General features: G+C 61.5%; 31 protein-coding genes. 18 read left to right on the top strand and 13 right to left on the bottom strand.

Annotated features, from left to right (window positions below):
- Positions 1 to 276: 276 nt before the first annotated feature.
- The 10 genes from rpmE to ACN0SW_RS17780 form a co-directional block, all read right to left on the bottom strand.
- Positions 277 to 498, bottom strand: a complete 222-nt coding sequence (gene rpmE / locus ACN0SW_RS17825) for a 50S ribosomal protein L31 (RefSeq protein ID WP_417729280.1) — start codon at positions 496 to 498, stop codon at positions 277 to 279.
- 11 nt (positions 499 to 509) lie between these two features.
- Entirely contained in the window at positions 510 to 893 is a 384-nt protein-coding gene (gene rplS, locus ACN0SW_RS17820; RefSeq protein WP_417729279.1) for a 50S ribosomal protein L19, read from the bottom strand.
- A gap of 247 nt (positions 894 to 1,140) precedes the next feature.
- On the bottom strand, positions 1,141 to 1,944 hold the full coding sequence (trmD, locus tag ACN0SW_RS17815) for a tRNA (guanosine(37)-N1)-methyltransferase TrmD (protein ID WP_417729278.1): 804 nt from the start codon (positions 1,942 to 1,944) through the stop codon (positions 1,141 to 1,143).
- A gap of 13 nt (positions 1,945 to 1,957) precedes the next feature.
- Complete coding sequence (rimM, locus tag ACN0SW_RS17810; protein WP_417729277.1) at positions 1,958 to 2,467, bottom strand: ribosome maturation factor RimM; 510 nt, start codon at positions 2,465 to 2,467, stop codon at positions 1,958 to 1,960.
- A 76-nt stretch (positions 2,468 to 2,543) separates the two neighbouring features.
- Positions 2,544 to 3,173 (bottom strand): 5,6-dimethylbenzimidazole synthase, encoded by a 630-nt coding sequence (gene bluB, locus ACN0SW_RS17805; protein WP_417729276.1) that lies wholly within the window; start codon positions 3,171 to 3,173, stop codon positions 2,544 to 2,546.
- A gap of 18 nt (positions 3,174 to 3,191) precedes the next feature.
- The gene (gene rpsP / locus ACN0SW_RS17800) at positions 3,192 to 3,581 is read right to left on the bottom strand and encodes a 30S ribosomal protein S16 (protein WP_417729275.1); all 390 of its coding nucleotides are present in this window, start codon (positions 3,579 to 3,581) and stop codon (positions 3,192 to 3,194) included.
- A gap of 48 nt (positions 3,582 to 3,629) precedes the next feature.
- Positions 3,630 to 3,926 (bottom strand): chorismate mutase, encoded by a 297-nt coding sequence (locus ACN0SW_RS17795; RefSeq protein WP_417729274.1) that lies wholly within the window; start codon positions 3,924 to 3,926, stop codon positions 3,630 to 3,632.
- A gap of 36 nt (positions 3,927 to 3,962) precedes the next feature.
- On the bottom strand, positions 3,963 to 4,526 hold the full coding sequence (locus ACN0SW_RS17790; protein ID WP_417729273.1) for a GNAT family N-acetyltransferase: 564 nt from the start codon (positions 4,524 to 4,526) through the stop codon (positions 3,963 to 3,965).
- A gap of 75 nt (positions 4,527 to 4,601) precedes the next feature.
- A complete protein-coding gene (ffh, locus tag ACN0SW_RS17785) occupies positions 4,602 to 6,107 on the bottom strand; it encodes a signal recognition particle protein (RefSeq protein ID WP_417729272.1) in 1,506 nt (501 codons plus the stop codon).
- Between the two features lie 152 nt (positions 6,108 to 6,259).
- Positions 6,260 to 6,808 carry a hypothetical protein gene (locus ACN0SW_RS17780; RefSeq protein ID WP_417729271.1) on the bottom strand — a complete coding sequence of 183 codons (549 nt, stop codon included), beginning with the start codon at positions 6,806 to 6,808 and terminating at the stop codon, positions 6,260 to 6,262.
- A gap of 119 nt (positions 6,809 to 6,927) precedes the next feature.
- Here ACN0SW_RS17780 and ACN0SW_RS17775 point away from each other — a divergent pair, with 119 nt between their 5' ends.
- On the top strand, positions 6,928 to 7,809 hold the full coding sequence (locus tag ACN0SW_RS17775) for a LysR family transcriptional regulator (RefSeq protein WP_417729270.1): 882 nt from the start codon (positions 6,928 to 6,930) through the stop codon (positions 7,807 to 7,809).
- The gene (locus tag ACN0SW_RS17770; protein ID WP_417729269.1) at positions 7,806 to 8,711 is read left to right on the top strand and encodes a DMT family transporter; all 906 of its coding nucleotides are present in this window, start codon (positions 7,806 to 7,808) and stop codon (positions 8,709 to 8,711) included. The genes ACN0SW_RS17775 and ACN0SW_RS17770 overlap by 4 nt, the downstream gene beginning before the upstream one ends.
- Here ACN0SW_RS17770 and ACN0SW_RS17765 read toward each other — a convergent pair.
- Positions 8,690 to 9,661, bottom strand: coding sequence for a glycosyltransferase family 61 protein (locus ACN0SW_RS17765; RefSeq protein WP_417729268.1), 972 nt, complete (start codon positions 9,659 to 9,661; stop codon positions 8,690 to 8,692). The two genes, ACN0SW_RS17770 and ACN0SW_RS17765, sit on opposite strands and share 22 nt — an antisense overlap.
- A complete protein-coding gene (locus tag ACN0SW_RS17760) occupies positions 9,651 to 9,986 on the bottom strand; it encodes an ArsR/SmtB family transcription factor (protein ID WP_417729267.1) in 336 nt (111 codons plus the stop codon). Before ACN0SW_RS17760 ends, ACN0SW_RS17765 begins: the two co-directional genes overlap by 11 nt.
- A gap of 147 nt (positions 9,987 to 10,133) precedes the next feature.
- On the opposite strand from ACN0SW_RS17760, the gene ACN0SW_RS17755 reads away from it, so the two are divergent.
- The 16 genes from ACN0SW_RS17755 to ACN0SW_RS17680 all read left to right on the top strand — a co-directional run bounded on the left by ACN0SW_RS17755 (position 10,134) and on the right by ACN0SW_RS17680 (position 20,191).
- Positions 10,134 to 10,547, top strand: coding sequence for a universal stress protein (locus ACN0SW_RS17755; protein WP_417729266.1), 414 nt, complete (start codon positions 10,134 to 10,136; stop codon positions 10,545 to 10,547).
- A 199-nt stretch (positions 10,548 to 10,746) separates the two neighbouring features.
- Positions 10,747 to 11,088, top strand: coding sequence for an AtpZ/AtpI family protein (locus ACN0SW_RS17750; RefSeq protein ID WP_417729265.1), 342 nt, complete (start codon positions 10,747 to 10,749; stop codon positions 11,086 to 11,088).
- Positions 11,078 to 11,860: a F0F1 ATP synthase subunit A gene (locus ACN0SW_RS17745; protein ID WP_417729264.1), complete on the top strand. Its 783-nt coding sequence runs from the start codon at positions 11,078 to 11,080 to the stop codon at positions 11,858 to 11,860. Before ACN0SW_RS17750 ends, ACN0SW_RS17745 begins: the two co-directional genes overlap by 11 nt.
- Positions 11,861 to 11,987: 127 nt before the next feature.
- On the top strand, positions 11,988 to 12,224 hold the full coding sequence (locus ACN0SW_RS17740) for a F0F1 ATP synthase subunit C (protein WP_037248131.1): 237 nt from the start codon (positions 11,988 to 11,990) through the stop codon (positions 12,222 to 12,224).
- 86 nt (positions 12,225 to 12,310) lie between these two features.
- A complete protein-coding gene (locus ACN0SW_RS17735) occupies positions 12,311 to 12,850 on the top strand; it encodes a F0F1 ATP synthase subunit B' (RefSeq protein WP_417729263.1) in 540 nt (179 codons plus the stop codon).
- Between the two features lie 5 nt (positions 12,851 to 12,855).
- Positions 12,856 to 13,416: a F0F1 ATP synthase subunit B gene (locus tag ACN0SW_RS17730; RefSeq protein ID WP_417729262.1), complete on the top strand. Its 561-nt coding sequence runs from the start codon at positions 12,856 to 12,858 to the stop codon at positions 13,414 to 13,416.
- Between the two features lie 350 nt (positions 13,417 to 13,766).
- Positions 13,767 to 14,150, top strand: coding sequence for a succinate dehydrogenase, cytochrome b556 subunit (gene sdhC, locus ACN0SW_RS17725; RefSeq protein WP_417729261.1), 384 nt, complete (start codon positions 13,767 to 13,769; stop codon positions 14,148 to 14,150).
- Positions 14,151 to 14,160: 10 nt separating this feature from the next.
- The gene (sdhD, locus tag ACN0SW_RS17720; protein ID WP_417729260.1) at positions 14,161 to 14,532 is read left to right on the top strand and encodes a succinate dehydrogenase, hydrophobic membrane anchor protein; all 372 of its coding nucleotides are present in this window, start codon (positions 14,161 to 14,163) and stop codon (positions 14,530 to 14,532) included.
- 12 nt (positions 14,533 to 14,544) lie between these two features.
- Positions 14,545 to 16,347, top strand: a complete 1,803-nt coding sequence (gene sdhA / locus ACN0SW_RS17715) for a succinate dehydrogenase flavoprotein subunit (protein WP_417729259.1) — start codon at positions 14,545 to 14,547, stop codon at positions 16,345 to 16,347.
- On the top strand, positions 16,347 to 16,667 hold the full coding sequence (locus ACN0SW_RS17710) for a succinate dehydrogenase (protein ID WP_417729258.1): 321 nt from the start codon (positions 16,347 to 16,349) through the stop codon (positions 16,665 to 16,667). The genes sdhA and ACN0SW_RS17710 overlap by 1 nt, the downstream gene beginning before the upstream one ends.
- 14 nt (positions 16,668 to 16,681) lie before the next feature.
- Positions 16,682 to 17,461 carry a succinate dehydrogenase iron-sulfur subunit gene (locus tag ACN0SW_RS17705; RefSeq protein WP_417729257.1) on the top strand — a complete coding sequence of 260 codons (780 nt, stop codon included), beginning with the start codon at positions 16,682 to 16,684 and terminating at the stop codon, positions 17,459 to 17,461.
- Positions 17,462 to 17,473: 12 nt separating this feature from the next.
- On the top strand, positions 17,474 to 18,187 hold the full coding sequence (locus tag ACN0SW_RS17700) for a ZIP family metal transporter (protein ID WP_417729256.1): 714 nt from the start codon (positions 17,474 to 17,476) through the stop codon (positions 18,185 to 18,187).
- A 102-nt stretch (positions 18,188 to 18,289) separates the two neighbouring features.
- Entirely contained in the window at positions 18,290 to 18,451 is a 162-nt protein-coding gene (locus ACN0SW_RS17695) for a hypothetical protein (protein WP_417729255.1), read from the top strand.
- A gap of 97 nt (positions 18,452 to 18,548) precedes the next feature.
- Positions 18,549 to 19,124 (top strand): carboxymuconolactone decarboxylase family protein, encoded by a 576-nt coding sequence (locus tag ACN0SW_RS17690; RefSeq protein WP_417729254.1) that lies wholly within the window; start codon positions 18,549 to 18,551, stop codon positions 19,122 to 19,124.
- Positions 19,125 to 19,128: 4 nt separating this feature from the next.
- Complete coding sequence (locus ACN0SW_RS17685) at positions 19,129 to 19,344, top strand: hypothetical protein (protein WP_417729253.1); 216 nt, start codon at positions 19,129 to 19,131, stop codon at positions 19,342 to 19,344.
- A 1-nt stretch (position 19,345) separates the two neighbouring features.
- On the top strand, positions 19,346 to 20,191 hold the full coding sequence (locus ACN0SW_RS17680) for an urea carboxylase-associated family protein (RefSeq protein WP_417729252.1): 846 nt from the start codon (positions 19,346 to 19,348) through the stop codon (positions 20,189 to 20,191).
- A gap of 79 nt (positions 20,192 to 20,270) precedes the next feature.
- Here the strand turns inward: ACN0SW_RS17680 and yghU are convergent, their stop codons facing one another.
- Positions 20,271 to 21,134, bottom strand: a complete 864-nt coding sequence (gene yghU, locus ACN0SW_RS17675; protein ID WP_417729251.1) for a glutathione-dependent disulfide-bond oxidoreductase — start codon at positions 21,132 to 21,134, stop codon at positions 20,271 to 20,273.
- Positions 21,135 to 21,313 lie beyond the last annotated feature (179 nt).

Below are 21,313 nucleotides of genomic sequence, written 5' to 3'. Positions count from 1 at the left end.
AAACCGAATTTCGGAAATGGATGACGCTACTCGCAGCGGGGACGCTTCTCGTGGGGATTATTCGGCCCTTGATGGGGATTTAAGCCCCAAAAAGAAAGACCCTGCGGAGCGCCAACTCCGCAGGGTCACGTTTTCGGTGAGGACACTGAAAACCGATTTTCGGATGCCCTGTTTACATCCCAATTCTTACCAAAAAGTAAAGCTGCGCCTGTGTCCCAAGCAAAACGCCGCCCCGGGGGGGGGGCGGCGTTTGTCGTATCCGTCCGGAAGCAGGCTTTAGAAGCCCAGACCGGCGTATTTGTTCTTGAACTTGGACACACGGCCACCGGCATCCATCAGACGCGAGCTGCCGCCGGTCCAGGCGGGGTGCACCGAGGGGTCGATGTCGAGCGACAGGGTGTCGCCCTCTTTGCCATAGGTCGAACGCATCTGGACAATGGTGCCGTCGGTCATCTTGACGTCGATGACGTGGTAATCCGGGTGAATTTCTTTTTTCATCGTACCACTCCTTACGCGGATGCGCCCGACAGGGCCTTGTAATTGGTGACCTCGGCGATGCGTGCCGATTTGCCACGACGCGAGCGCAGGTAATACAGCTTGGCGCGACGCACACGACCACGGCGCACAACCTCGATGTTGTCGATATTGGTCGAATAGAGCGGGAACATACGTTCCACACCTTCGCCAAAGGAAATCTTGCGGACAGTGAACGACCCGGCAATACCTTTGCCGTTCTTGCGGCTGATGCACACGCCTTCAAAGTTCTGAACGCGGCTGCGGGTGCCTTCGGTCACTTTATAGCCGACACGGATCGTGTCACCGGCTTTGAAATCGGGAATGGTCTTCCCGAGCGAGGCGATCTGTTCCGCCTCAATCTGAGCGATAATATCCATCGCTTCTCTCCTGATTTGCTTGCGGTTTTTCCGCAAAGATGTCTCGCGTCCTCAGAGCTCTTGGTCTTCTTCCGGGTCCGCAGATGCGCCCGCCAGAGATCAGGTCGTCCTTGTGTGTGATCTGTTTGCCGGGGCTGCCACAGGCGACCGAAGAAAGTCTGGCGGGCCATATAGCCAAAAACAAACAGGCCCAGAGCCGCAAAGCGATTCCAAGCAAGGCGGTGTATAGGCGCAAGCGCGGGGCGGATCAAGCCTTGTCAGGAGCGGCTTTGCGGTGTTTTTCCCACATATCCGGGCGGCGCGCGGCGGTCAGGCGTTCGGACATCTCGCGCCGCCATTCCGCCACCTTGGCGTGATCGCCCGAGGTCAGCACCTCGGGGATCGGGCGGCCCATCCATTCGGCGGGGCGGGTGTATTGCGGGTGTTCCAGCAGGCCGTTTGAGTGGCTTTCTTCTTGCGTGCTCTCGGCATTGCCCAGAACCCCAGGCAAGAGGCGCACGGTGGCATCGACCATGGCCTGCGCCGCGATTTCACCGCCGGTCATCACGAAGTCGCCCAAAGAGACCTCGGTGATGCCATAATGTTCGATTACCCGCTCATCCAGCCCTTCGAACCGGCCACAAATCAGTGTGACACCGGGGCGTTGTGACAGGTCCTGCGCCATGGCCTGATCAAACCGACGGCCACGCGGGCTGAGATAAATCAGCGGCCAGCCGGGTGGGGTGCCTGCCATCGCCTCGTCAATCGCGCGACCCATCACATCGGCGCGGATCACCATGCCTGCGCCGCCTCCGGCGGGAGTGTCATCGACATTGCGGTGCTTGCCCTCGCCATAGGCGCGCAGGTCGATTGCATCGAGCGACCACAAGCCGTTTTGCAAGGCGCGCCCGGTCAGGCTCTCGCCAAGGATGCCGGGAAACGCCTGTGGCAACAGGGTGATCACCCGCGCGGTCCAGACCCCGGCCAATTCCGGGGTGGGTGTGATCAGCTCTCGCGGGGTCATGGTGGCGCGGATGGATTTGCGCCCATGCGAGCGGGGGGTGTCGCTCATGGGTGTTGCGGGCTCATAGCAGGCCCTCGGGTGGGTCCGCGATGATCCGGCCAGAGGTCAGATCGACGGTTGGCACAGCCTCCAGCGTGAACGGCAACAGGATCGTGGATTTGAGACCGGGACCGTGGATTTCTAAGAGATCCGAGGCGCCGTGGTTGAGCACCGCTTTGACCCGTCCCAACAGGGTGCCGCCGGTGTCGAATACCTCCAGACCGATCAGATCTGCGTGGTAATATTCATCATCCGGCAGATTGGGTAATTGTGCGCGCTCGGCGTAGAGGCGGGTGCCGCGCAGGGCGTCGGCGGCCTCTTTGCTGGTAATACCCGACAGATGGGCGGTAAATCCGTTGGTGGTTTGACCCGTCAGGGTGATGTCGAATTGACGGCTGCCATCCTCTGACATCAATGGCTTATAGGTGGCGATGTCTTCGGGCATAGCGGTAAAGCTCTTGAGCCGCACCTCGCCGTGCACGCCGAATGCGCCGCCGATAGCCCCGACACAAATGCGCTCGCTCTCGCTCATGGGGTGGTCTCCGGTTTGCCAGATACGGGTATGATCCGCTGAAATCCGTGCTTTGGCAACGGGTCCCGGGTCATGCTCAGCGTACCTCGGTTGGCAGGGTCGGCCGGCGGGTTTCCCAGCCGGCAAGTTCCAGTTCGGGCGTGTCGCTGGTTGTTTCGGGCCAACCGACACAGAGATAGGCGACCAGCGCCCAATCGGCGGGCACGTCGAGATCTCGACTGAGCTGCACCGGGTCAAGGATCGAGACCCATCCGACCCCAAGCCCCTGCGCGCGGGCCGCAAGCCAGAAATGGGTGATCGCGCCCACTACGGAATAGCGCCGCATCTCGGGCATGGTGGCGGCGCCAAGGCCGGCACCTTTGTCGGTGGCCTCATCGCAAAAGATCGCCAGCTGAACCGGCGCCTCTTGCATGCCCGACAGCTTTAGGTCGCTGTAAATGCGCGATTTTTCACCATGATAGCCCTTGAGAGCCCGGTCATTCTCTGCGGTGAAATTGGCCAGTGCCGCGGCGCGGGCCTCGGGGGATTGCACCCGGATCACGCGCCACGGTTCGCTCAGGCCCACAGAGGGCGAGAGCAGGAAGGTGTCGAGGCAGTCTTGCAACATAGCCTCGTCCACCGCGTCCCGGCGGAAGCGGCGCACGTCGCGCCGCCACCGCATGAGATCGCGCAGGGCGGTCTGGAAGTCCTTGGAAAATTGTGACATTCCAGCGCCTTACCTGTCTTATTCCTCGGTTGCTGCCTCTTCGGCCGGAGCATTGGCGGCTTCTGCCGCTGCTTCTGCCTTGGCGGCTTTCTCTGCGGCACGTTCCTGTGCCTTCTTGCCCGGAACGGCCTTTTTCAGGTTGGCGCGCTCTTTCTTGGCGACAACGCCTGCGGTCTCCAGCATGCGGCTGACGCGGTCGGTCGGCTGTGCGCCCTGCCCCAGCCAGTGCTGAATGCGCTCGACATCCATTTTCACGCGGTCTTCGCTGTCCTTGGGCAGAAGCGGATTGTAGGTGCCCAGCTTTTCGATAAAGCGGCCATCGCGCGGCATGCGGCTATCGGCGGCGACGATGCGGTAGAACGGGCGCTTTTTGGAGCCGCCACGGGCGAGACGAATTTTCATGGCCATTTGATATTCTCCTTTAATGGCGTGGGGTTGGCTGGGTTTGATCCCGCCTTACGATTGATGTTGCTGGTGATGTCGGATCACCTCGGCGATGATGAAGTTCAGGAACTTCTTGGCGAATTCCGGGTCCAGATCGGCCGTTCTTGCCAATTCTTCGAGCCGTTCGATCTGGGCGGCTTCGCGCGCCGGATCGGACGGGGGAAGGTCGTGTGCAGCCTTGAGTTTCCCCACGGCCTGCGTGTGTTTGAACCGCTCGGCCAAGGTAAAGACGAGGATCGCGTCGAGCCGGTCAATGCTCTTGCGGTGCTCTTTCAAAAGCTGGGCGGCAAGGGCGGTTGCATCAGACATGAGAGCCTCCGGCGACGGGAACAGAATGAACATGGGTCATGCGTAGGCCTCGACAGAGCCGTCGTCGTCACGGCCCTCGCCCGCGCCCGGGCCGGGGTGGCGGTAGAGCAGATCGTGGCCCATGTGGATATTCTCGTACTCGCGCTCGAATCGCGCGCCCAAACGCTCGGCAAGCGCGATCGAGCGGGTGTTGCCCGGCACGATGTTGGAGGTGAGCGTGTCAAAGCCCAGATCTTCATAGGCGTAACGGCGCGCGCGTGTTGCAGCCTCATAGGCGATGCCACGCCCCTCAAAGCCCGCATAGAGCGCCCAGCCCAATTCCGGCTCGGGCCAGCCTTCGGGATTCCAGATGCCTGCAATCCCCGCGGTCTCGCCGGTGTCTTTCATCTCGATCACGAAATAGCCGTAGCCATGAATATGCCAGTGACCCACGTTGAGCGTGAACCAGCGCCACGCCTCGCTGCGGTTGGGCGAAGAGCCAAAGCCCTCTGACCGCTCACGATCGAGCAGAAAGGCGATTGTGGGGGCGATGTCGCGCGGCTCCGGGCCGCGCAGGATCAGACGCGGGGTTTCCAGTGTCGGGGCCTGAGTGAGGGTCATGGCTGTGCCCTCCCCCGGCGGGGTGCCGGTTGCGCGGTTGGATTTGAGTATTTGGGGAACGATGAAAACATGAAGTTATTTCTTCTTGCCAAAGCCGGAAAGACCGGGGGGCAGGCCCATGCCGCCGCCAAGACCGGGCAGGCCGCCGCCCAAGCCGCCGGGGAGTTTGCCACCCAGTGCCTTGGCTGCCTCTTCCATCGCCTTGGGGTCGTTCATATCGGGCATGCCACCTTTGCCGAACATGCCCTTCATGGCCTGTTTCAGCATGCCGCCTTTGCCCATCTTGCCCATTTTCTTCATCATGTCCGCCATCTGGCGGTGCATTTTCAGCAGTTTGTTGAGGTCTGAAACCTCCATGCCGGACCCGGCTGCGATACGTTTCTTGCGGCTGGCCTGAAGCAGGGCAGGATTGGCGCGCTCTTTCTTGGTCATCGACTGGATCATGGCGATCTGGCGGGTGATCACCTTGTCGTCGAATCCGGCCTCCTGCACTTGTTTGGCCATTTTGCCCATGCCGGGCATCATGCCCATCAGCCCTTCCATGCCACCCATTTTCTGCATCTGCTCAAGCTGGCCTTTGAGGTCGTTCATGTTGAACTGACCTTTGACCATGCGGCGCATCATCTTTTCGGCCTCGGCGGCCTCGATGGTTTCCTGGGCCTTTTCCACGAGGGCGACGATATCGCCCATGCCAAGGATGCGGCCTGCGATGCGATCCGGCTCGAAGGTCTCGATCGCGTCCATCTTTTCGCCAAGGCCGACAAAGCGAATGGGTTTGCCGGTGACGGCGCGCATCGAGAGGGCGGCACCGCCGCGCCCGTCGCCATCCATCCGCGTGAGGACAACGCCGGTGACGCCGATCTTGTCGTCAAACTCGGTGGCGACGTTGACCGCGTCCTGACCGGTCAGGCCATCGACCACCAGCAGGGTTTCGCGGGGTTGGGCCACGTCGCGCACGGCGGCGGCCTGTGCGATGAGTTCTGCGTCGATGTGCAGGCGACCTGCGGTGTCCAGCATATAGACGTCATAGCCGCCAAGCGCCGCTTGGGTCTTGGCGCGTTTGGCGATCTGCACCGGATCTTCGCCCTTGACGATCGGCAGGGTGTCAACGCCGATCTGTTTGCCCAGAATGGCCAACTGTTCCATCGCCGCCGGGCGGTTGGTGTCGAGCGAGGCCATGAGCACACGCTTGCCCTCGCGATCCTTGAGGCGCTTGGCGAGTTTGGCTGTGGTGGTGGTTTTGCCCGAACCTTGTAGACCAACCATCAGGATGGGCGCAGGCGGGTTGTCGATTTTGAGCGCGCCGGGGTCGCCTGCGCCGCGCAGGGTCTCGACCAAGGCGTCATGCACGATCTTGACGACCTGCTGGCCGGGGGTCACGGATTTGGTCACCGCCTGCCCGGTGGCGCGGGTCTCGACGGTCTTGATGAAATCGCGGGCGACCGGCAACGAGACGTCGGCCTCAAGCAGGGCGACGCGCACCTCGCGCAGGGCGGTTTTCACATCGTCTTCGGACAGCGCGCCCTGTTTGGTGAGCCGGTCAAAGACCCCGGAGAGGCGTTCGGACAGATTTTCAAACATCGCTCAGGCTCCTTTGCCGGTTGCTGCCATGCCACCCCAATATAGGGCAACGGTTCAAACGATAAACGCCCCCGTGGGCGCAACGCGCTGACGGGGGGCGATCCCGGTACGGGACCGGGACCGGAAGCAGGGGCCTCCGGGATTGGGGGCATTTAGCGCCGTGGCGGTGCGGAGTCAAGCGTGGGGTCTGCGGCGCGGCGCTGATCGAGCCAGTCATTGATGGCGCGCACCACCTCGGCGGACGAGCGGCTGCTGTCGTAGATCTCGGTGATCGGATGCAAGAGCGCGGTGCCGCCCGCCCCGTCGCGCAGCACCAGCGACGGGCGATGTAGCTTGCGTTGAACGCGCGTGCCATCCCCGTCAGTGCCAGAGCCCGACAGCGTGGTCTCGCCGGTGGCGCGGATCACATCCACGAGGGGGATGGTTGTTTCGCGGTGGCGCAGGATGGTGCGGCTGCGCAGGGTGGCGGTGCCTGCGCGCGCATCGAGGATGACTTGCAGCCGTTCGACAAAAATGCCGACACCCGCCAGCCCCAGGCCGCCGCCGACCAGCAAAAAGACCAGCCCGCCAACGAGGGTCTGCGGCATCACCAAGAGACCCACCCCGGCAAAGAACAGCGTGAACAGGCTCAGCATGATCGCGATGAACCACGGCATCTCTTCGATGATCAGAAGATCCGGGCTGGTGTGTGTGATTTTCATCGGTTGGCCGCTGTCTGGAGCATAACGACAGGCTACGCGCATCGCGGGTGATTGCAACCGCCCTGACGCCGCCGCATACTTGTGGCGCGACGGGACTTGTGGACGGGGTGATTGGGGTGATGAACAATTGGGACGAGGTGCGGACCGCTTATAACGTGGCGCGGATCGGCACGGTGAGCGGGGCGGCAGAAGTGCTGGGCGTGCATCACGCCACTGTCATCCGCCATATCGACGCGCTGGAGGAACGGCTTGGCGTCAAGCTGTTCCAGCGGCACGCGCGGGGCTACACGCCGACCGAGGCGGGCGATGACCTGCTGCGGGTGGCGCAGGCGACAGACGATCAGTTCAACCAACTGGCCGGGCGCATCAAGGGACAGGGAAATGATGTCTCGGGTGAGCTGGTCGTGACCTCCGTCGGTGGGCTCAGTCATCTTTTGGTACCAGTGCTGGCGGCGTTTCAGCAGGAATATCCCGGTCTGGTGGTGCGCTATCTGACCGGCGACCGCCTGTTCCGGCTGGAATATGGCGAGGCGCATGTGGCGATCCGGGCGGGCTCTGTGCCGGATCAGCCCGACAATGTGGTGCAGCCGTTCTTTCAGCAGCAGTTCACGCTCTATGCCAGTGAAGGATATGTGGCGCGCTACGGGTTGCCTAACGGCACGGAGGATCTGGCCAAGCACCGTTTCATCGGGGCGGACGACCCCAAGACGCGCGCGCCGTTCCTGCGCTGGCTGCAAGAGAATGTGCCCGGCGAGGCCATCGTGTTTCGCTCAGGCGATGTGCATGCGCAGCGCAACGCGATTCTTGCCGGGGCCGGGATCGGCTTTACCTCGGTGTGGCAGGCGTCCGAGATGCCGGGCCTCATTCAGGTGGTGCCCCCCAGACCGGAATGGGCTGCACCGCTCTGGCTGGTTACGCATATGGACTTGCACCGCACCACCAAGGTGCAGGCGTTCCTGAGCCATCTCAAAGCGCACGCGGCGAGGTGGCAAGCGGAATGACACCTGCCTTCAAGGGGCATCTGGCGATGCTGTGTTTCTCGGGGTTGGTGGCGGGATCCTTCGCGCTGGGCTCAATGGCGGCGCAGCATGTGACGCCTGCTGCGCTCAACGCGCCACGGTTTGTGCTGGCCGCCACGATCTTGGGCACTGGGGCGATGCTGGGCCGCGGCATCCCGCGTGGCACATGGGCGGCACCTTGGCGCTACCTGCTCCTTGGCGGGGCGATGGGCCTTTATTTCGTGATGATGTTCGAGGGGCTCAAGACGGCGGCGCCGGTCTCGGCGGCGGCGGTATTTACCCTCACGCCGATTATGGCGGGGATTGCCGGCTATCTGCTCTTGCGCCAGATCACCACGCCGCGCATGGCGCTGGCGCTGGGGGTGGGGGCGATGGGCGCGCTCTGGGTGATCTTTCGCGCCGATCTCTCGGCGCTGGTGACGTTTGAGGTGGGGCGGGGCGAGGCAATCTATTTCTTTGGCTGTGCGGCGCACGCAATCTATACGCCACTGGTGCGGCGTCTCAATCGCGGCGAGCGGCCCGTGGTGTTCTCCTTTGGCACCATGCTGGGGGCGGCGCTGTTGATCACGGCGGCGGGCTGGGGCGAAATCCGCACGACCGATTGGGCGAACCTGCCGGTGATCGTCTGGATCACGATTGTCTATACGGCGATCTTTGCCACTGCGATGACATTCGTTCTGCTGCAATATGCCAGCCTCAACCTGCCCAGCGCCAAAGTGATGGCCTATACCTATCTCACACCCACCTGGGTCACGCTCTGGCAGGCCGCGCTGGGGCATGCCTTCCCGCCGCTTGTGGTCCTGATGGGGGTGGGATTGACCATTGTGGCGCTGGTGCTTTTGTTAAAGGATGAAAGCGCGCCTCAGAGAAAACCGGCTGCCTGAAGCTCGTCCCGCAATCGGAGCATTTCGGGCGGGCGTGGGCCGTCGTCCGGAGTTGGCGCAAAATTGGCAAGAACAGCCGAGGTGGTCAGATCCACATCGGAAAAGCCGGTGATCTGCCGCGCGATGGCGTCAAACGTGGCTTGGCGGGGGCGGCGCTGAATCAGGGCGACCCGAGTGCCGGGGGACATCACGAGAGCCGCGAGATGAAAGGCCGACCCGTCGGGACCGACGATGACTCGGGCTGTGCGGTACAGGTCAATCTGTTCCGGGATGCTCAGCCGCTCGGGGTGGACGACGGCATAGCCCGCGCGGGCGGTCCATCGTTCAAGCAGCCGCTCATGCGGTACCTGTTGCGCCGGGTCCTTGAGGCGGCGGCGTGATATATAGAGTTTTTCCGGCCCCTCGGCTGGTGGCCCGTTGCACAGGTGTCGGCGCATATAAGCGCGCGCCTCGGGGGTGCCGTGGGCCCAGTGTATATGGCCAAATCCCTGCGTGGGCAGGATCAGGTTTTCCACTTGGGTTGGCGTCTCGATCAGATGCACGGGCCGGTTCTGACCCAGCTTATCCATCAGCGGTCCGAGGCGGCGGCGTAAGACGGCGGCGATGTCGCGGCCTGCCATTGGCAGTAGGACGATACCGTCCACAGGCTCGGTGATATGATCCAACGCCCAGAGGCGCGGCGTTGCCTCGAGCAGGAAATGCCCGAAATGGTGCCGTCCCACTCCGGCAAAGAGCCAGCGCCCCGGCAAATGCGCCAGTGGACCCGAGGGCGGCGCGGGGTCGCGCGTAAAGCGTCCGGCAGACAGGAGCGTGCGTGAGGCGGGCAAGGGCACGCCATCCGCCGACAGCGCGCCACAGGCCGCGCCGGTCTCGGCGTGCAGCGGCATGAGGATGGCCCCCGGTACGCAGTCGATCCTCGGCTCTGGCAAACGGTGCGCGTTAGGTATCATCGGACAATTCGGCCTGCAGAAACCGCTCAAAGGCGTCGAGATTGACCGCTTCGAACTGGCCAAAGCTCTGCATCCAGATCGAGGCATTGCGCAGGGCGTCCGGTTCCAGTTTGCACCAAGTCACCCGGCCCCGGCGGTCCTGAGTGATCAGCCCGGCCCGGCTGAGGATGCCCAGATGTTTGGAAATCGCGGCAAGGCTCATCTCGAACGGCTCGGCCACATCCGTGACCGCCATGTCATCCTCAAGCAGCATCGACAAAATCGCGCGCCGGGTGGGATCGGCGAGGGCGGCAAAGACCATGTCGAGGGCGGGTGCGCTGTCCATGCCCCCCATAAGCCCAAGCCGACGCGCCGCGTCAACGACAGATGCATGCCAAAAAGGCTGAAACCAGCTTTGATCTGTGACAATGACGGGGGGCATCGGGGCCGTTAGGCTGGTCAAACGCGAAAAGGAAACACGAAGGGATAGAACATGTTCTCGACAATCATGGTTCCGGTCGATCTGCTCCACAAGGACGCATTGGCCAAGGCATTGGATGTTGCCGGAGATCTCGCCAAACGGCACGGGGCGCAGATCAAGATCGTCAGCGTCGGCGGTGAGCTGCCAAATGAGCTGGGGCATAATTCGGGTGAGTTCTCGGAAACGGTGAAACGCTTTGCCGAAGATCTGCGCGACAAATACGCCGTCACGGTTTCAGCCGAGCCGATCATCAGCCATGATCCCGAGGTCGAGACCACATCCGCCCTGATGCGCGCCATAGAGCGGACCGGTGCCGATCTGGTGGTCGTGGCCAGCCATGTTCCCGGATTTCTGGAGCATATCTTTGCTTCGCATGGCGGCTATATCGCGCAACATGCCAAGGTGTCGGTTTTTGTCGTGCGCTGAAACTCAACCGTTTGGTTGAATATGGCAAACCGCCCTCTGACGCGCGCGGGGCGGTTGCGGCAGAATGCCCGCATTGGTGTGACTTTGGGAAAATTCTCATTATAACAAGGGTTTGAACGTGAACCTCGGGTGTCACCCCGATGCTTGACTCATGCGCTCCTTGGGCCTAGCAAGTGCGCAACATCCTGAGGTGGCATGCGTGACCGATCCCGAGCAGAGCGAGCGTCTGGCAGAGCTGGAGGCAAAGATCGCCAAGCTCAAGGCCAAGGACGCGCCACGGCCCCATCAGGAAGAGCATTATTCGCAAGCGCAAATGGCGTGGCGGATGGTGATCGAGCTGGTTGCCGGTCTCTTGATCGGTTTTGGCATGGGATACGGGCTGGACATCCTCTTGGGGACGATGCCGATTTTCCTTGTCATATTTACGTTGCTGGGGGTGGCCGCAGGCGTCAAGACGATGATGCGCAGCGCCGCCGAGATCCAGCAGGGCATAGACAAGCCCGCGCAAGGCGGGGATGAGAGGGCAAAGAATGGCGACTGAAGCGCACGGTGCCGGGGAACCCGGTCTGGTTTTCCACCCGATGGATCAGTTCATGGTCAAGCCGCTCTTTGGCGAGGGCGCGGTGGGGGTGTTCACGCTGACCAATGTCACGCTGTGGATGGCGCTGACGGTTCTGGCGATTATTGCGCTTTTGGTCATGGGCACCTCTGGACGGGCGACGATCCCGACCCGGATGCAGTCGGTTGCCGAACTCCTCTATGATTTCATCCGCAAGATGGTCGAGGATGTGGCGGGCAAGGACGCGCTGGTGTTCTTTCCCTATATCATGACGCTGTTTCTCTTCATTCTGTTCGCCAACTTCCTCGGCCTTTTGCCGATGGCCTTCACCACCACGAGCCATATCGCGGTAACGGCGGTGATGGCGGTGATGGTGTTCCTGACTGTGACCATCGTGGGTTTCGTCAAGCATGGGTTTGGGTTTCTGGGCCTGTTCTGGGTCAGCTCTGCGCCCTTGGCGCTGCGCCCGGTGCTGGCGCTGATCGAGGTGATTTCCTACTTCGTGCGTCCCGTCAGCCATTCCATTCGTCTTGCAGGTAACATGATGGCCGGTCACGCCGTGGTCAAAGTGTTCGCGGCCTTCGCGCCGATGATCCTGATTTCGACCGGGATCGGTATCGTGGTGACGCCGCTGTCGATCCTTGCGATCTCGACCATCTATGCGCTTGAGGTGCTGGTGGCCTTTATCCAAGCCTATGTCTTTACCATCCTGACCTGTGTCTACCTCAAGGATGCGCTGCATCCGAGCCACTAAGGGAAACGGTGGGTTTCACCCGCCCTACGAATAAATCGGCAGGTCTGATCCTGCTGCGAAACGACGGCGGGTTCGCCCGCTGCACGACCAACCGATCAATGCCAATTCCAACGTAAGGAGAAATCACATGGAAGGCGATATCGTTCAAATGGGTGCTTACATCGGCGCAGGTCTCGCATGCACAGGCATGGGCGGCGCTGCTCTGGGTGTGGGTCACGTGGCCGGCAACTTCCTCGCGGGCGCTCTGCGCAATCCGTCTGCCGCTGCTGGTCAGACCGCGACGCTGTTCATTGGTATCGCATTTGCCGAAGCGCTGGGGATCTTCTCGTTCCTCGTTGCTCTTCTGCTGATGTTCGCTGTCTAAGACTTTCGCGTAGCTGAATCCTTACGGCTGGGGGGTGGCGGATCGCCGCCCCCCGGTGACACGGAACTTTCCCCTAGGAGGAAGACATGGCAAGCGAAACGCATGCAGTTGCGGAGCACGCTGACGCGGCAAGTACGCCGGGTCTGCCCCAACTGGATTTCTCGACCTTTGGCAATCAGATTTTCTGGCTGCTTGTCACGCTGGTCGTGATTTATTTTGTCCTGTCGCGCATTGCGCTGCCGCGGATTGCGGCGGTGATGGCAGAGCGTCAGGGGGCCATTACCAACGACCTCGCTGCGGCGGAGGATCTGAAGGTCAAGGCTGAGCAGGCTGAACAAGCCTATCTCAAGGCGCTGGCTGATGCGCGGACTGAAGCGCAGACGATCATTGCGCAGGCCAAGGCCGAGATCAAGACAGAGCTCGATGCCGCCACGGCCAAGGCGGATGCCGAGATTGCGGCACGCGCCGCCGAGGGCGAAAAGAAGATTGCCGAAATCCGGGCCAATGCCATGGACAGCGTCAAGGAAGTGGCCCTGGATGCTGCTGCCGAGATCGTTGCCGCCATGGGTGGTAAGGCCGATGGGAAAACGGTCGGCGCGGCCGTAACCGCTCGGATGAAAGGATAATCGCCATGCAAAAGATGCTCTTGACCATGGTTGCCGCACTTATCGCCAGCCCTGCGCTTGCGGCAAGTGGGCCGTTCTTTTCGCTCGCCAACACGAATTTCGTGGTGCTGGTTTCGTTCCTGATCTTTGTCGGCTTTCTGATCTATGTGAAGGTGCCAAGCCTTCTGGGCAAAAAGCTCGATGAGCGGGCCGCTGGCATCAAAGCCGAACTCGACGAGGCGCGCGCGCTGCGTGAAGAGGCACAGACCCTGCTGGCGAGCTATGAGCGCAAGCAGAAGGATGTGCAGGCGCAGGCTGACCGGATCGTGGCGCACGCCAAGGAAGAGGCCAACGCCGCCGCCGAAGACGCCAAGGACGAGATCAAGGCCTCGATTGCGCGTCGGATGCAGGCCGCCGAGGAGCAGATTGCCAGCGCCGAGGCGCGGGCCATCCGCGATGTGCGGGATCAAGCCGTCGTTGTGGCTGTTGCCGCCGCGCGCGACGTGATCGCCAAGCAAATGACCGCTGCCCAAGGTAACGCGCTGATCGATGCCGCGATTGCCGATGTGGACGCCAAGCTGCACTGAGCGGCTGGCAGGTGACAGGTAGAACCCGGGTCGGAAACGCCCCGGGTTTTTTCTTGCGTGATTTGTTTTTGTGATCACAAAGAGATGAGCCTTGACCAGCCTTCTGTTGCGTTTCGCGAGGATTGCATCAGAGACTCAGGCAATTCATAACGGAAACATTGATTCCCCCGAGTCAACTTTGTGATCACACGATTATTTTCGTGATCACAAACCCAAGATTTTTGCGGCCATTTGCCCCAAATCACGGGTTTTGTCGCGCAGGGCAGGTGACAGAGCCGAGAAAAAGTATATCAAAAGGGGCAGCAAAAGACGGCCCTTGCGCCGCTCGCCATCTGCAAAGGAGTTGCTCCATGGCTGAAACCAAACAGGTTGAACGCCCGCTTTCGCCGCATCTGCAAATTTACCGCCCGCAACTGACCTCAATCACCTCCATTCTCACGCGGATCACTGGCAACGCGCTGATCGTGGCGGCGATGCTCATCGTCTGGTGGCTGCTGGCGGCCTCTACATCGGATGGGTATTTCGCGGTGGCAGACGCGGTGCTGACCTCATGGTTTGGCGATCTGGTGATGACGCTGTCGCTCTGGGCGGTGTGGTATCATTATCTGGCGGGCCTGCGGCACTTCTATTTCGATGCGGGCAAGGGGATGGACATCCCTACGGCCGAAAAACTCGGTTGGGCCTGCATCATCGGCTCTGTCGTGTTGACCGTCATCACGCTCTTGCTGGTTTGAGGAGAGGATCATGCGTTATCTGACCGCACGCAAACGCGCCGAAGGTAAGGGCGCCGCTGGCACCGGCACCGAGCATTTTTGGTATATGAAGCTGTCGGGTGTTGGCCTTGCGCTGATCATACCGCTGTTTTTGGTGGCCTTTGGCCGGGTCTTGGGCGGCGACCGCGCCGAGGTGTTGTCGGCATTCTCTCATCCTGCCATGGCCATTCTGACCGGACTTGTGATCTTTTTCGGGCTGCGGCATTTCGCCAGCGGCGCGCAAACGATGATCGAGGATTATAGTCACGGCAGCACCCGCCGGGCCCTGATTATTGCTGTCACCGTCCTAAGTTACGGGCTGATCGCCACCGGGCTCTTTGCCCTCGCCAAGATCGCGCTGTGAGGAACTGAATAAATGGCTGCTTATGAATACGAGACGCATGACTATGACGTCGTGGTTGTGGGTGCGGGCGGTGCTGGCCTGCGCGCGACGCTGGGCATGGCCGAACAGGGGCTGCGCACGGCCTGTGTGACCAAGGTTTTCCCGACCCGATCCCATACGGTCGCGGCGCAGGGCGGTATTGCCGCATCGCTTGGCAACATGGGCCCAGACAGTTGGCAGTGGCATATGTATGACACGGTCAAGGGGTCGGATTGGCTGGGCGATACCGACGCGATGGAATACTTGGCGCGTGAGGCCCCCAAGGCGGTCTATGAGCTGGAACATTACGGCGTGCCGTTCTCGCGCACCGAAGAGGGCAAGATCTATCAACGCCCGTTTGGTGGGCACACCACCGAGTTTGGCGAAGGCCCGCCGGTGCAGCGCACCTGTGCCGCCGCCGACCGCACCGGTCATGCCATTCTGCACACGCTCTATGGTCAGAGCCTCAAGCAGAAGGCGGAGTTCTATATCGAGTATTTCGCGATTGATCTGGTGATGACCGATGGTGCCTGCACCGGTGTCGTTTGCTGGAAGCTCGATGATGGCACGATTCATGTTTTCAACGCCAAGACCGTTGTGCTGGCCACGGGCGGCTATGGCCGGGCCTATTTCAGTGCCACCTCTGCCCATACCTGCACCGGCGACGGCGGCGGGATGGTGGCGCGAGCCGGTCTGCCGCTGCAAGACATGGAATTCGTGCAGTTTCACCCCACGGGCATATTCGGTGCCGGTTGCCTCATCACCGAGGGCGCGCGCGGCGAGGGCGGATATCTCACCAATTCCGAGGGCGAACGCTTTATGGAGCGCTATGCGCCCAACTACAAAGATCTCGCACCGCGCGACTATGTCAGCCGCTGCATGACGATGGAAATTCGCGAAGGCCGCGGTGTGGGGGCGGATGGCGATCACATCCACCTCAACCTCAGCCACCTGCCGCCCGAGGCGCTGCACCTGCGCCTGCCCGGCATTTCCGAGAGCGCGCGCATTTTTGCAGGCGTGGACGTGACCAAGGAACCGATCCCGGTTCTGCCCACCGTGCATTACAACATGGGCGGGGTGCCGACGAATTATTGGGGCGAGGTGGTCAATCCCACCAAGGACAATCCGCATGCCGTCGTTCCGGGCCTGATGGCCGTGGGAGAGGCGGGCTGTGCCTCTGTGCATGGGGCCAACCGGCTTGGCTCCAACTCGCTCATCGACCTTGTGGTCTTTGGCCGCGCTGCCGCCATTCGCGCAGGCAAGGTGGTGGATCGCGATGCGGCCGTTCCGGGCACCAACAAGGCCGAAGTGGACAAGGCGCTGGCACGGTTCGACGGGTTGCGCCATGCAACGGGTGCTGTGCCCACCGCCGAGTTGCGGCTTGAGATGCAGCGCACCATGCAGGCGGATGCCGCCGTGTTCCGCACCTCGAAATCGCTGGCCGAAGGCGTCGAGAAGATGAAGGCCGTCGCCGCCAAGATGGGCGATCTCAAGGTTACGGACCGCAGCCTTGTGTGGAACAGCGACCTGATGGAAACGCTGGAGCTGACCAACCTGATGCCTTGTGCCCTCGCGACTATCTTTGGCGCCGAGGCGCGCAAGGAAAGCCGTGGCGCGCATGCGCATGAGGATTTCAGCACGCGGGATGACCAGAACTGGCGCGTCCATACCATCGCGCGGGTCGAGGGCAACGGGGTGGACCTCAGCTATCGGCCGATCATCACCGATCCGCTGACAACCGAGGATCAGGGCGGGATCAGTGTCAAGACAATCGCCCCGAAAGAGCGGACGTTCTGATGCGGATTGCGCTGGCCTGTGTCACGTTTCTAGCGCTGGGCGCGTGCGAGGCGACCAATCAGGTCGCCGACACGCTCGCACGCGAGCGGGCCAAGAGCGTGGTCAACACGGTCGTCGCGCAACGCTTTCCGGGTCTTAACGCCGCCCCGATCACCGATTGCGTGATTGATGCCGCCTCTGCCGGAGAGATCATCCAGATCGCCGGCGCGAGTGTCACCGGTGTCACGCCCGAGACCACACAACAAGTGATCACAATCGCACAGCGCCCCGAGGCGGTGCAATGTATTGCCCAAAATAGCCTGACCCTGCTGGGCGGCTGACAAGGAGTAGCAAGATGGTTCAACTCACACTCCCCAAGAATTCGCGCATGACCACGGGCAAGACATGGCCCAAGCCCGAAGGCGCCAAGAATGTCCGCAAGTTCCAGATTTACCGCTGGAACCCGGATGACGGCAAAAATCCGCAGGTGGACACCTATTTCGTGGATATGGATACCTGCGGCCCGATGGTTCTGGACGCGCTGATCAAGATCAAGAATGAGATTGATCCGACGCTCACCTTTCGCCGGTCTTGCCGCGAGGGGATTTGCGGCTCTTGCGCGATGAATATCGACGGGATCAACACGCTGGCCTGTATCTATGGCATGGACGAGATCAAGGGCGACGTGAAAATCTATCCGCTGCCGCATATGCCGGTGGTCAAGGACCTGATCCCCGACCTCACGCATTTCTACGCGCAGCACGCCAGCATCATGCCGTGGCTCGAGACCAAGACCAACCGCCCGGCCAAGGAATGGCGCCAATCCATCGAGGACCGCGAGAAACTCGACGGGCTCTATGAATGCGTGATGTGCGCGTCATGCTCGACGTCGTGCCCGTCCTATTGGTGGAACGGCGACAAATACCTTGGACCGGCCGCACTTCTGCATGCCTATCGCTGGATCATCGACAGCCGCGATGAGGCGACGGGCGAGCGTTTGGATAACCTGGAAGACCCGTTCAAGCTCTATCGCTGCCACACGATCATGAACTGCACCAAGACCTGTCCCAAGGGCCTCAACCCTGCCAAGGCGATTGCAGAAATCAAGAAAATGATGGTCGAGCGGCACGTTTAACAAGGCGAGGGCATGGGAAACGAGGGGTTATGGTCCGCGCTTCTATTGGCCCTCGTCGCGGGCGCGGCCATGCCAATTGGCGCTGCGCTCGCGCTCTCGTCCACCTGTAGAAAGCTTCCGCGTCCTGTCACTCATGGTATCGTGGCCTTTGGCGGCGGCGCCCTTCTGGCGGCGATTGCGCTGGTGCTGGTGCCCTATGCGCGCGATGATCTCTCGGCTCCCATAGCGCTCGCGGCTTTCGCGGCCGGGGGCGTGGTTTTTTTCGCCATCGACCGGTTTCTCGAAACCCGTGGCGGACGTGGCGCGCAGCTTATGGCGATGCTGCTCGATTTTCTGCCCGAGGCTATGGCCATCGGTGCGATGCTGACCGCTCAGGCCGAGCGTGCGGTTCTGCTGGCCGGGCTGATTTTTCTGCAGAACCTGCCCGAGGGCTTTGCCGCGTTTCGCGACATTGTGCGCGATGGCGCGGTGCGGGGACAGCGGATCGTGATGCTCTTTGCCGGGCTTGCGCTGCTCGGGCCGGTTTGTGCGGCCATCGGATTCAACTTTCTCTCTGAAATGCCCGATGTGCTGGGGGTCATTATGATGTTTGCGGCGGGCGGTATCCTCTATCTGATCTTTCAGGATATCGCACCTGCGTCGCATGACCGGCGCAGTTGGCTGCCGCCGCTTGGTGCGGTTTTCGGCTTTACTCTGGGGCTGGCGGGCGATCTGGTGATCGGGTGATCCGCGTGCCTTGCGTTTCTTGCATGGCGAGGATGCAAGGCTATGGGTTTATGCTGCGGTGCAGAATACTATGTTAGCGCCATAGAAATTGGAGAAAAAGCTATGGCTTATCCTATCGAGAAACATGAGAAACCCAACCCGAAACCAGCCCCTGCGCTGCCAGAGTGGGTGGCGGTCTATTACTCCCCAGAGGCCCCTGCCAACCTGTCCAAAGCACCCGGACTGAACGCGCTGGATCAGATGTACGCCTATTATGACGCCTGACCGACGGCTCACGAAAATGTGCCCCCCTGCCTGACCGGGCGGGGGGTTTTCTTTTGGGTCACGCTGCGGGATGCTCTGATGAAAAAAGGAGGCACCCATGCCGTTTTTGCCCAGCCTGCCCGATCCCGCGCATCTGATGGACCTCTACGCGCGCTTTCCTCATAATGTGCGCCCGCTCATGGACTATACGGACGGGCTCTTGCGCAGCGAAGGGGAACTGAGCGTTGGGGAGCGCGAGTTGATTGCCACCTATGTTTCGGCGCTCAATGCCTGCACCTTCTGCGCGGGGGCTCACCGTGCCTATGCCGAGGTGTTCGGCATCGACGGTGCGCTCATCGACGCGCTGATTGCGGATCTCGAGACCGCCCCCGTGTCTGACAAGCTGCGCCCGGTGCTGGCCTATGCGGCCAAGCTCAACACCTTGCCGAGCAAGCTGGTCGAGCGCGACGCGCAGGCGGTTTATGATGCAGGCTGGTCCGAGGCGGCGCTTTATGAGGCGGTGCAGGTCTGCGCGCTATTCAACATGATGAACCGGATCATCGAGGGTACAGGCGTGAATTTCGACTATGCCCAAGCGCCCGATGGCCATCCGGCATCGGGCTCCACCCCCGAGGACCAATCCGCCAGCTACAGCCGCTTTGGCGCGATGATCGAGGCGATGGCGAAAGGATAGGCGCATGATCGTTGTTATCGGGGTTATCATAGCCTTTGTGCTTGTGCTGATCCTGTCCGACCGGCGCACACGGCATTGCCGCTGGCGGGCAGACCGGCGACAGGATCATGACGGGCAGTCCTGTTATCTCTGCATGGCCTGTGGCGCGCAGGTCTTTACATCGACGGGCAAACCGCCTTTGGATTGTGCGGTAAATCCCCGAGACGCCAAAGAGGACTGAGATGACCCAAGCCCCCGCCGATGCCAAAGCCCGCCGCGCGATAGCCCCTGTGATCTGCTATCCCAATGATACGCTGCCCGTGCCGGATATGGCGCTATATGCATCGGCGCGCGAGGGTGCGCAAAAGGTGGCCGAGGTGCTGGTGCCGCCACGCGAAGCCGCCTGTTTTCGCGTGGGGGCCGGGCAATTTTTCCGGATTACCAGCGTTGAGGGTCCGCAGGTGGGCGATCTTAACCTGTGGAATGCCAATGATCTGTCAGAGCGGTTCTATTCTGGCAAGACGCGGGCGCTGCATGGCACGCATGTCACGCGCGGCGAACGGCTCTGGTCGTCATTTCCACATCTTCGGCCCATGGCGACGATCGTCGCGGATACGCTGGGTTGGTATGGTATAGACGCTTTCGGCGGCTCGGTGCATGACGTGATCGGCACGCGTTGCGATCCCTATACCGGCAATCTTTTGTCGGGGGTGCAGTATCACCATTGCTGCCATTCCAACCTGACACGCGCTTTGGCCGATGAATTGGGCCTGCCGCTGGTCGAGGCAGAGCGCCATGTGCATGACGTGCTCAATGTCTTCATGTGCACCGGCTTTACCCGTGACACAGGCCAGTATTTCATGAAGGCGAGCCCGGTACGTCCCGGCGATCATCTGGAATTTTTCGCCGAGATTGATCTGCTGGGCGCGCTCAGTGCTTGCCCGGGTGGCGATTGCTCGTCCGAGCATACCAGCGACACGGCGGCCTGTTATCCGATGCTGGTCGAGGTATTTGCACCTGCGCAAGGTGCACTCTCGGGTTGGCGTAGCCCCGCGCGCAACGGCTATGACGGCAGCCACGGGCGGTAGGGGCGCGGGGTGGGCCTGCTCTGACGCGGCGGCCCTCCCCCCCACCCCCTGCGGCCCCTGTTCGGGGCCGCAGTTCCGCTCAGCCGCCGATCTTATCCTGCGTCCGGGTTTCGAAATCTGACGCATCATGGCGCTCATGCAATTGCGTCTCTGGCGCGCCAAAGCTGCGGTTGACCATGCGCCCGCGCTGCACTGCCGGGCGGGCATCGATCCGCTTGGCCCATTCCATGACATGCGTATAGCTTGTCACATCCAGAAACGTCGCCGCATTATAGAGCCGCCCAAGGCAAAGCTGCCCATACCACGGCCAGATTGCCATATCGGCAATCGTATATTCTGGCCCCGCGATATAGGGCCGCGTGGCCAGTTGCCGGTCGAGCACGTCGAGCTGCCGCTTCACCTCCATCGCGAAACGGTCGATGGGATATTGCCATTTCTCGGGCGCATAGGCGTAGAAATGGCCAAAGCCGCCCCCCAGATAGGGCGCGCTGCCCATCTGCCAGAAAAGCCAGTTGAGCGTTTCGGTGCGCGCGGGGCCTTGGGCCGGCAGGAAGGCCCCGAATTTCTCGGCCAGATGCATCAGGATCGACGCGCTCTCGAACACGCGCAGGGGCGTGTCGCCGGTGTGGTCCATCAGCGCCGGGATCTTGGAATTGGGATTGATCGCGACAAAGCCTGATCCGAATTGGTCGCCCTCACTGATGTCGATGCGCCAAGCGTCATATTCGGCGTCATGGCCCGCTGCGAGCAATTCCTCGAACATCACCGTGACCTTGACACCGTTGGGTGTGGCCAGCGAATAAAGCTGAAAGGGATGCTTGCCCACGGGCAGTTCCTTGTCATGGGTCGCGCCCGAAATGGGGCGGTTGATCGAGGCGAATTGCCCACCAGAGGGCGCCTCCCATGTCCAGATGTCGGGCGGGGTATAGGTGTTGTCGCTCATCTTTTGATCCTTCATCGGGTTTGAGGGCGAATGTAATCACTGATGCATGGCCCGCAATGCAAAACGCCGCACAGGGGTCTGTGCGGCGTTGCATGGTCTTGGTGGCGCGTGGTCAGTAGATCACGACGCTTCTGATGCTCTCGCCCGAGTGCATCAGCTCGAAGCCCTTGTTGATGTCG

Origin of the sequence: Roseovarius sp. (assembly GCF_048262375.1) — a bacterium.
Classification (GTDB): Bacteria; Pseudomonadota; Alphaproteobacteria; order Rhodobacterales; family Rhodobacteraceae; genus Roseovarius.
The sequence above is the reverse complement of the archived record's forward strand: the minus strand, read 5'-3'. Positions and strand labels throughout refer to the sequence as shown.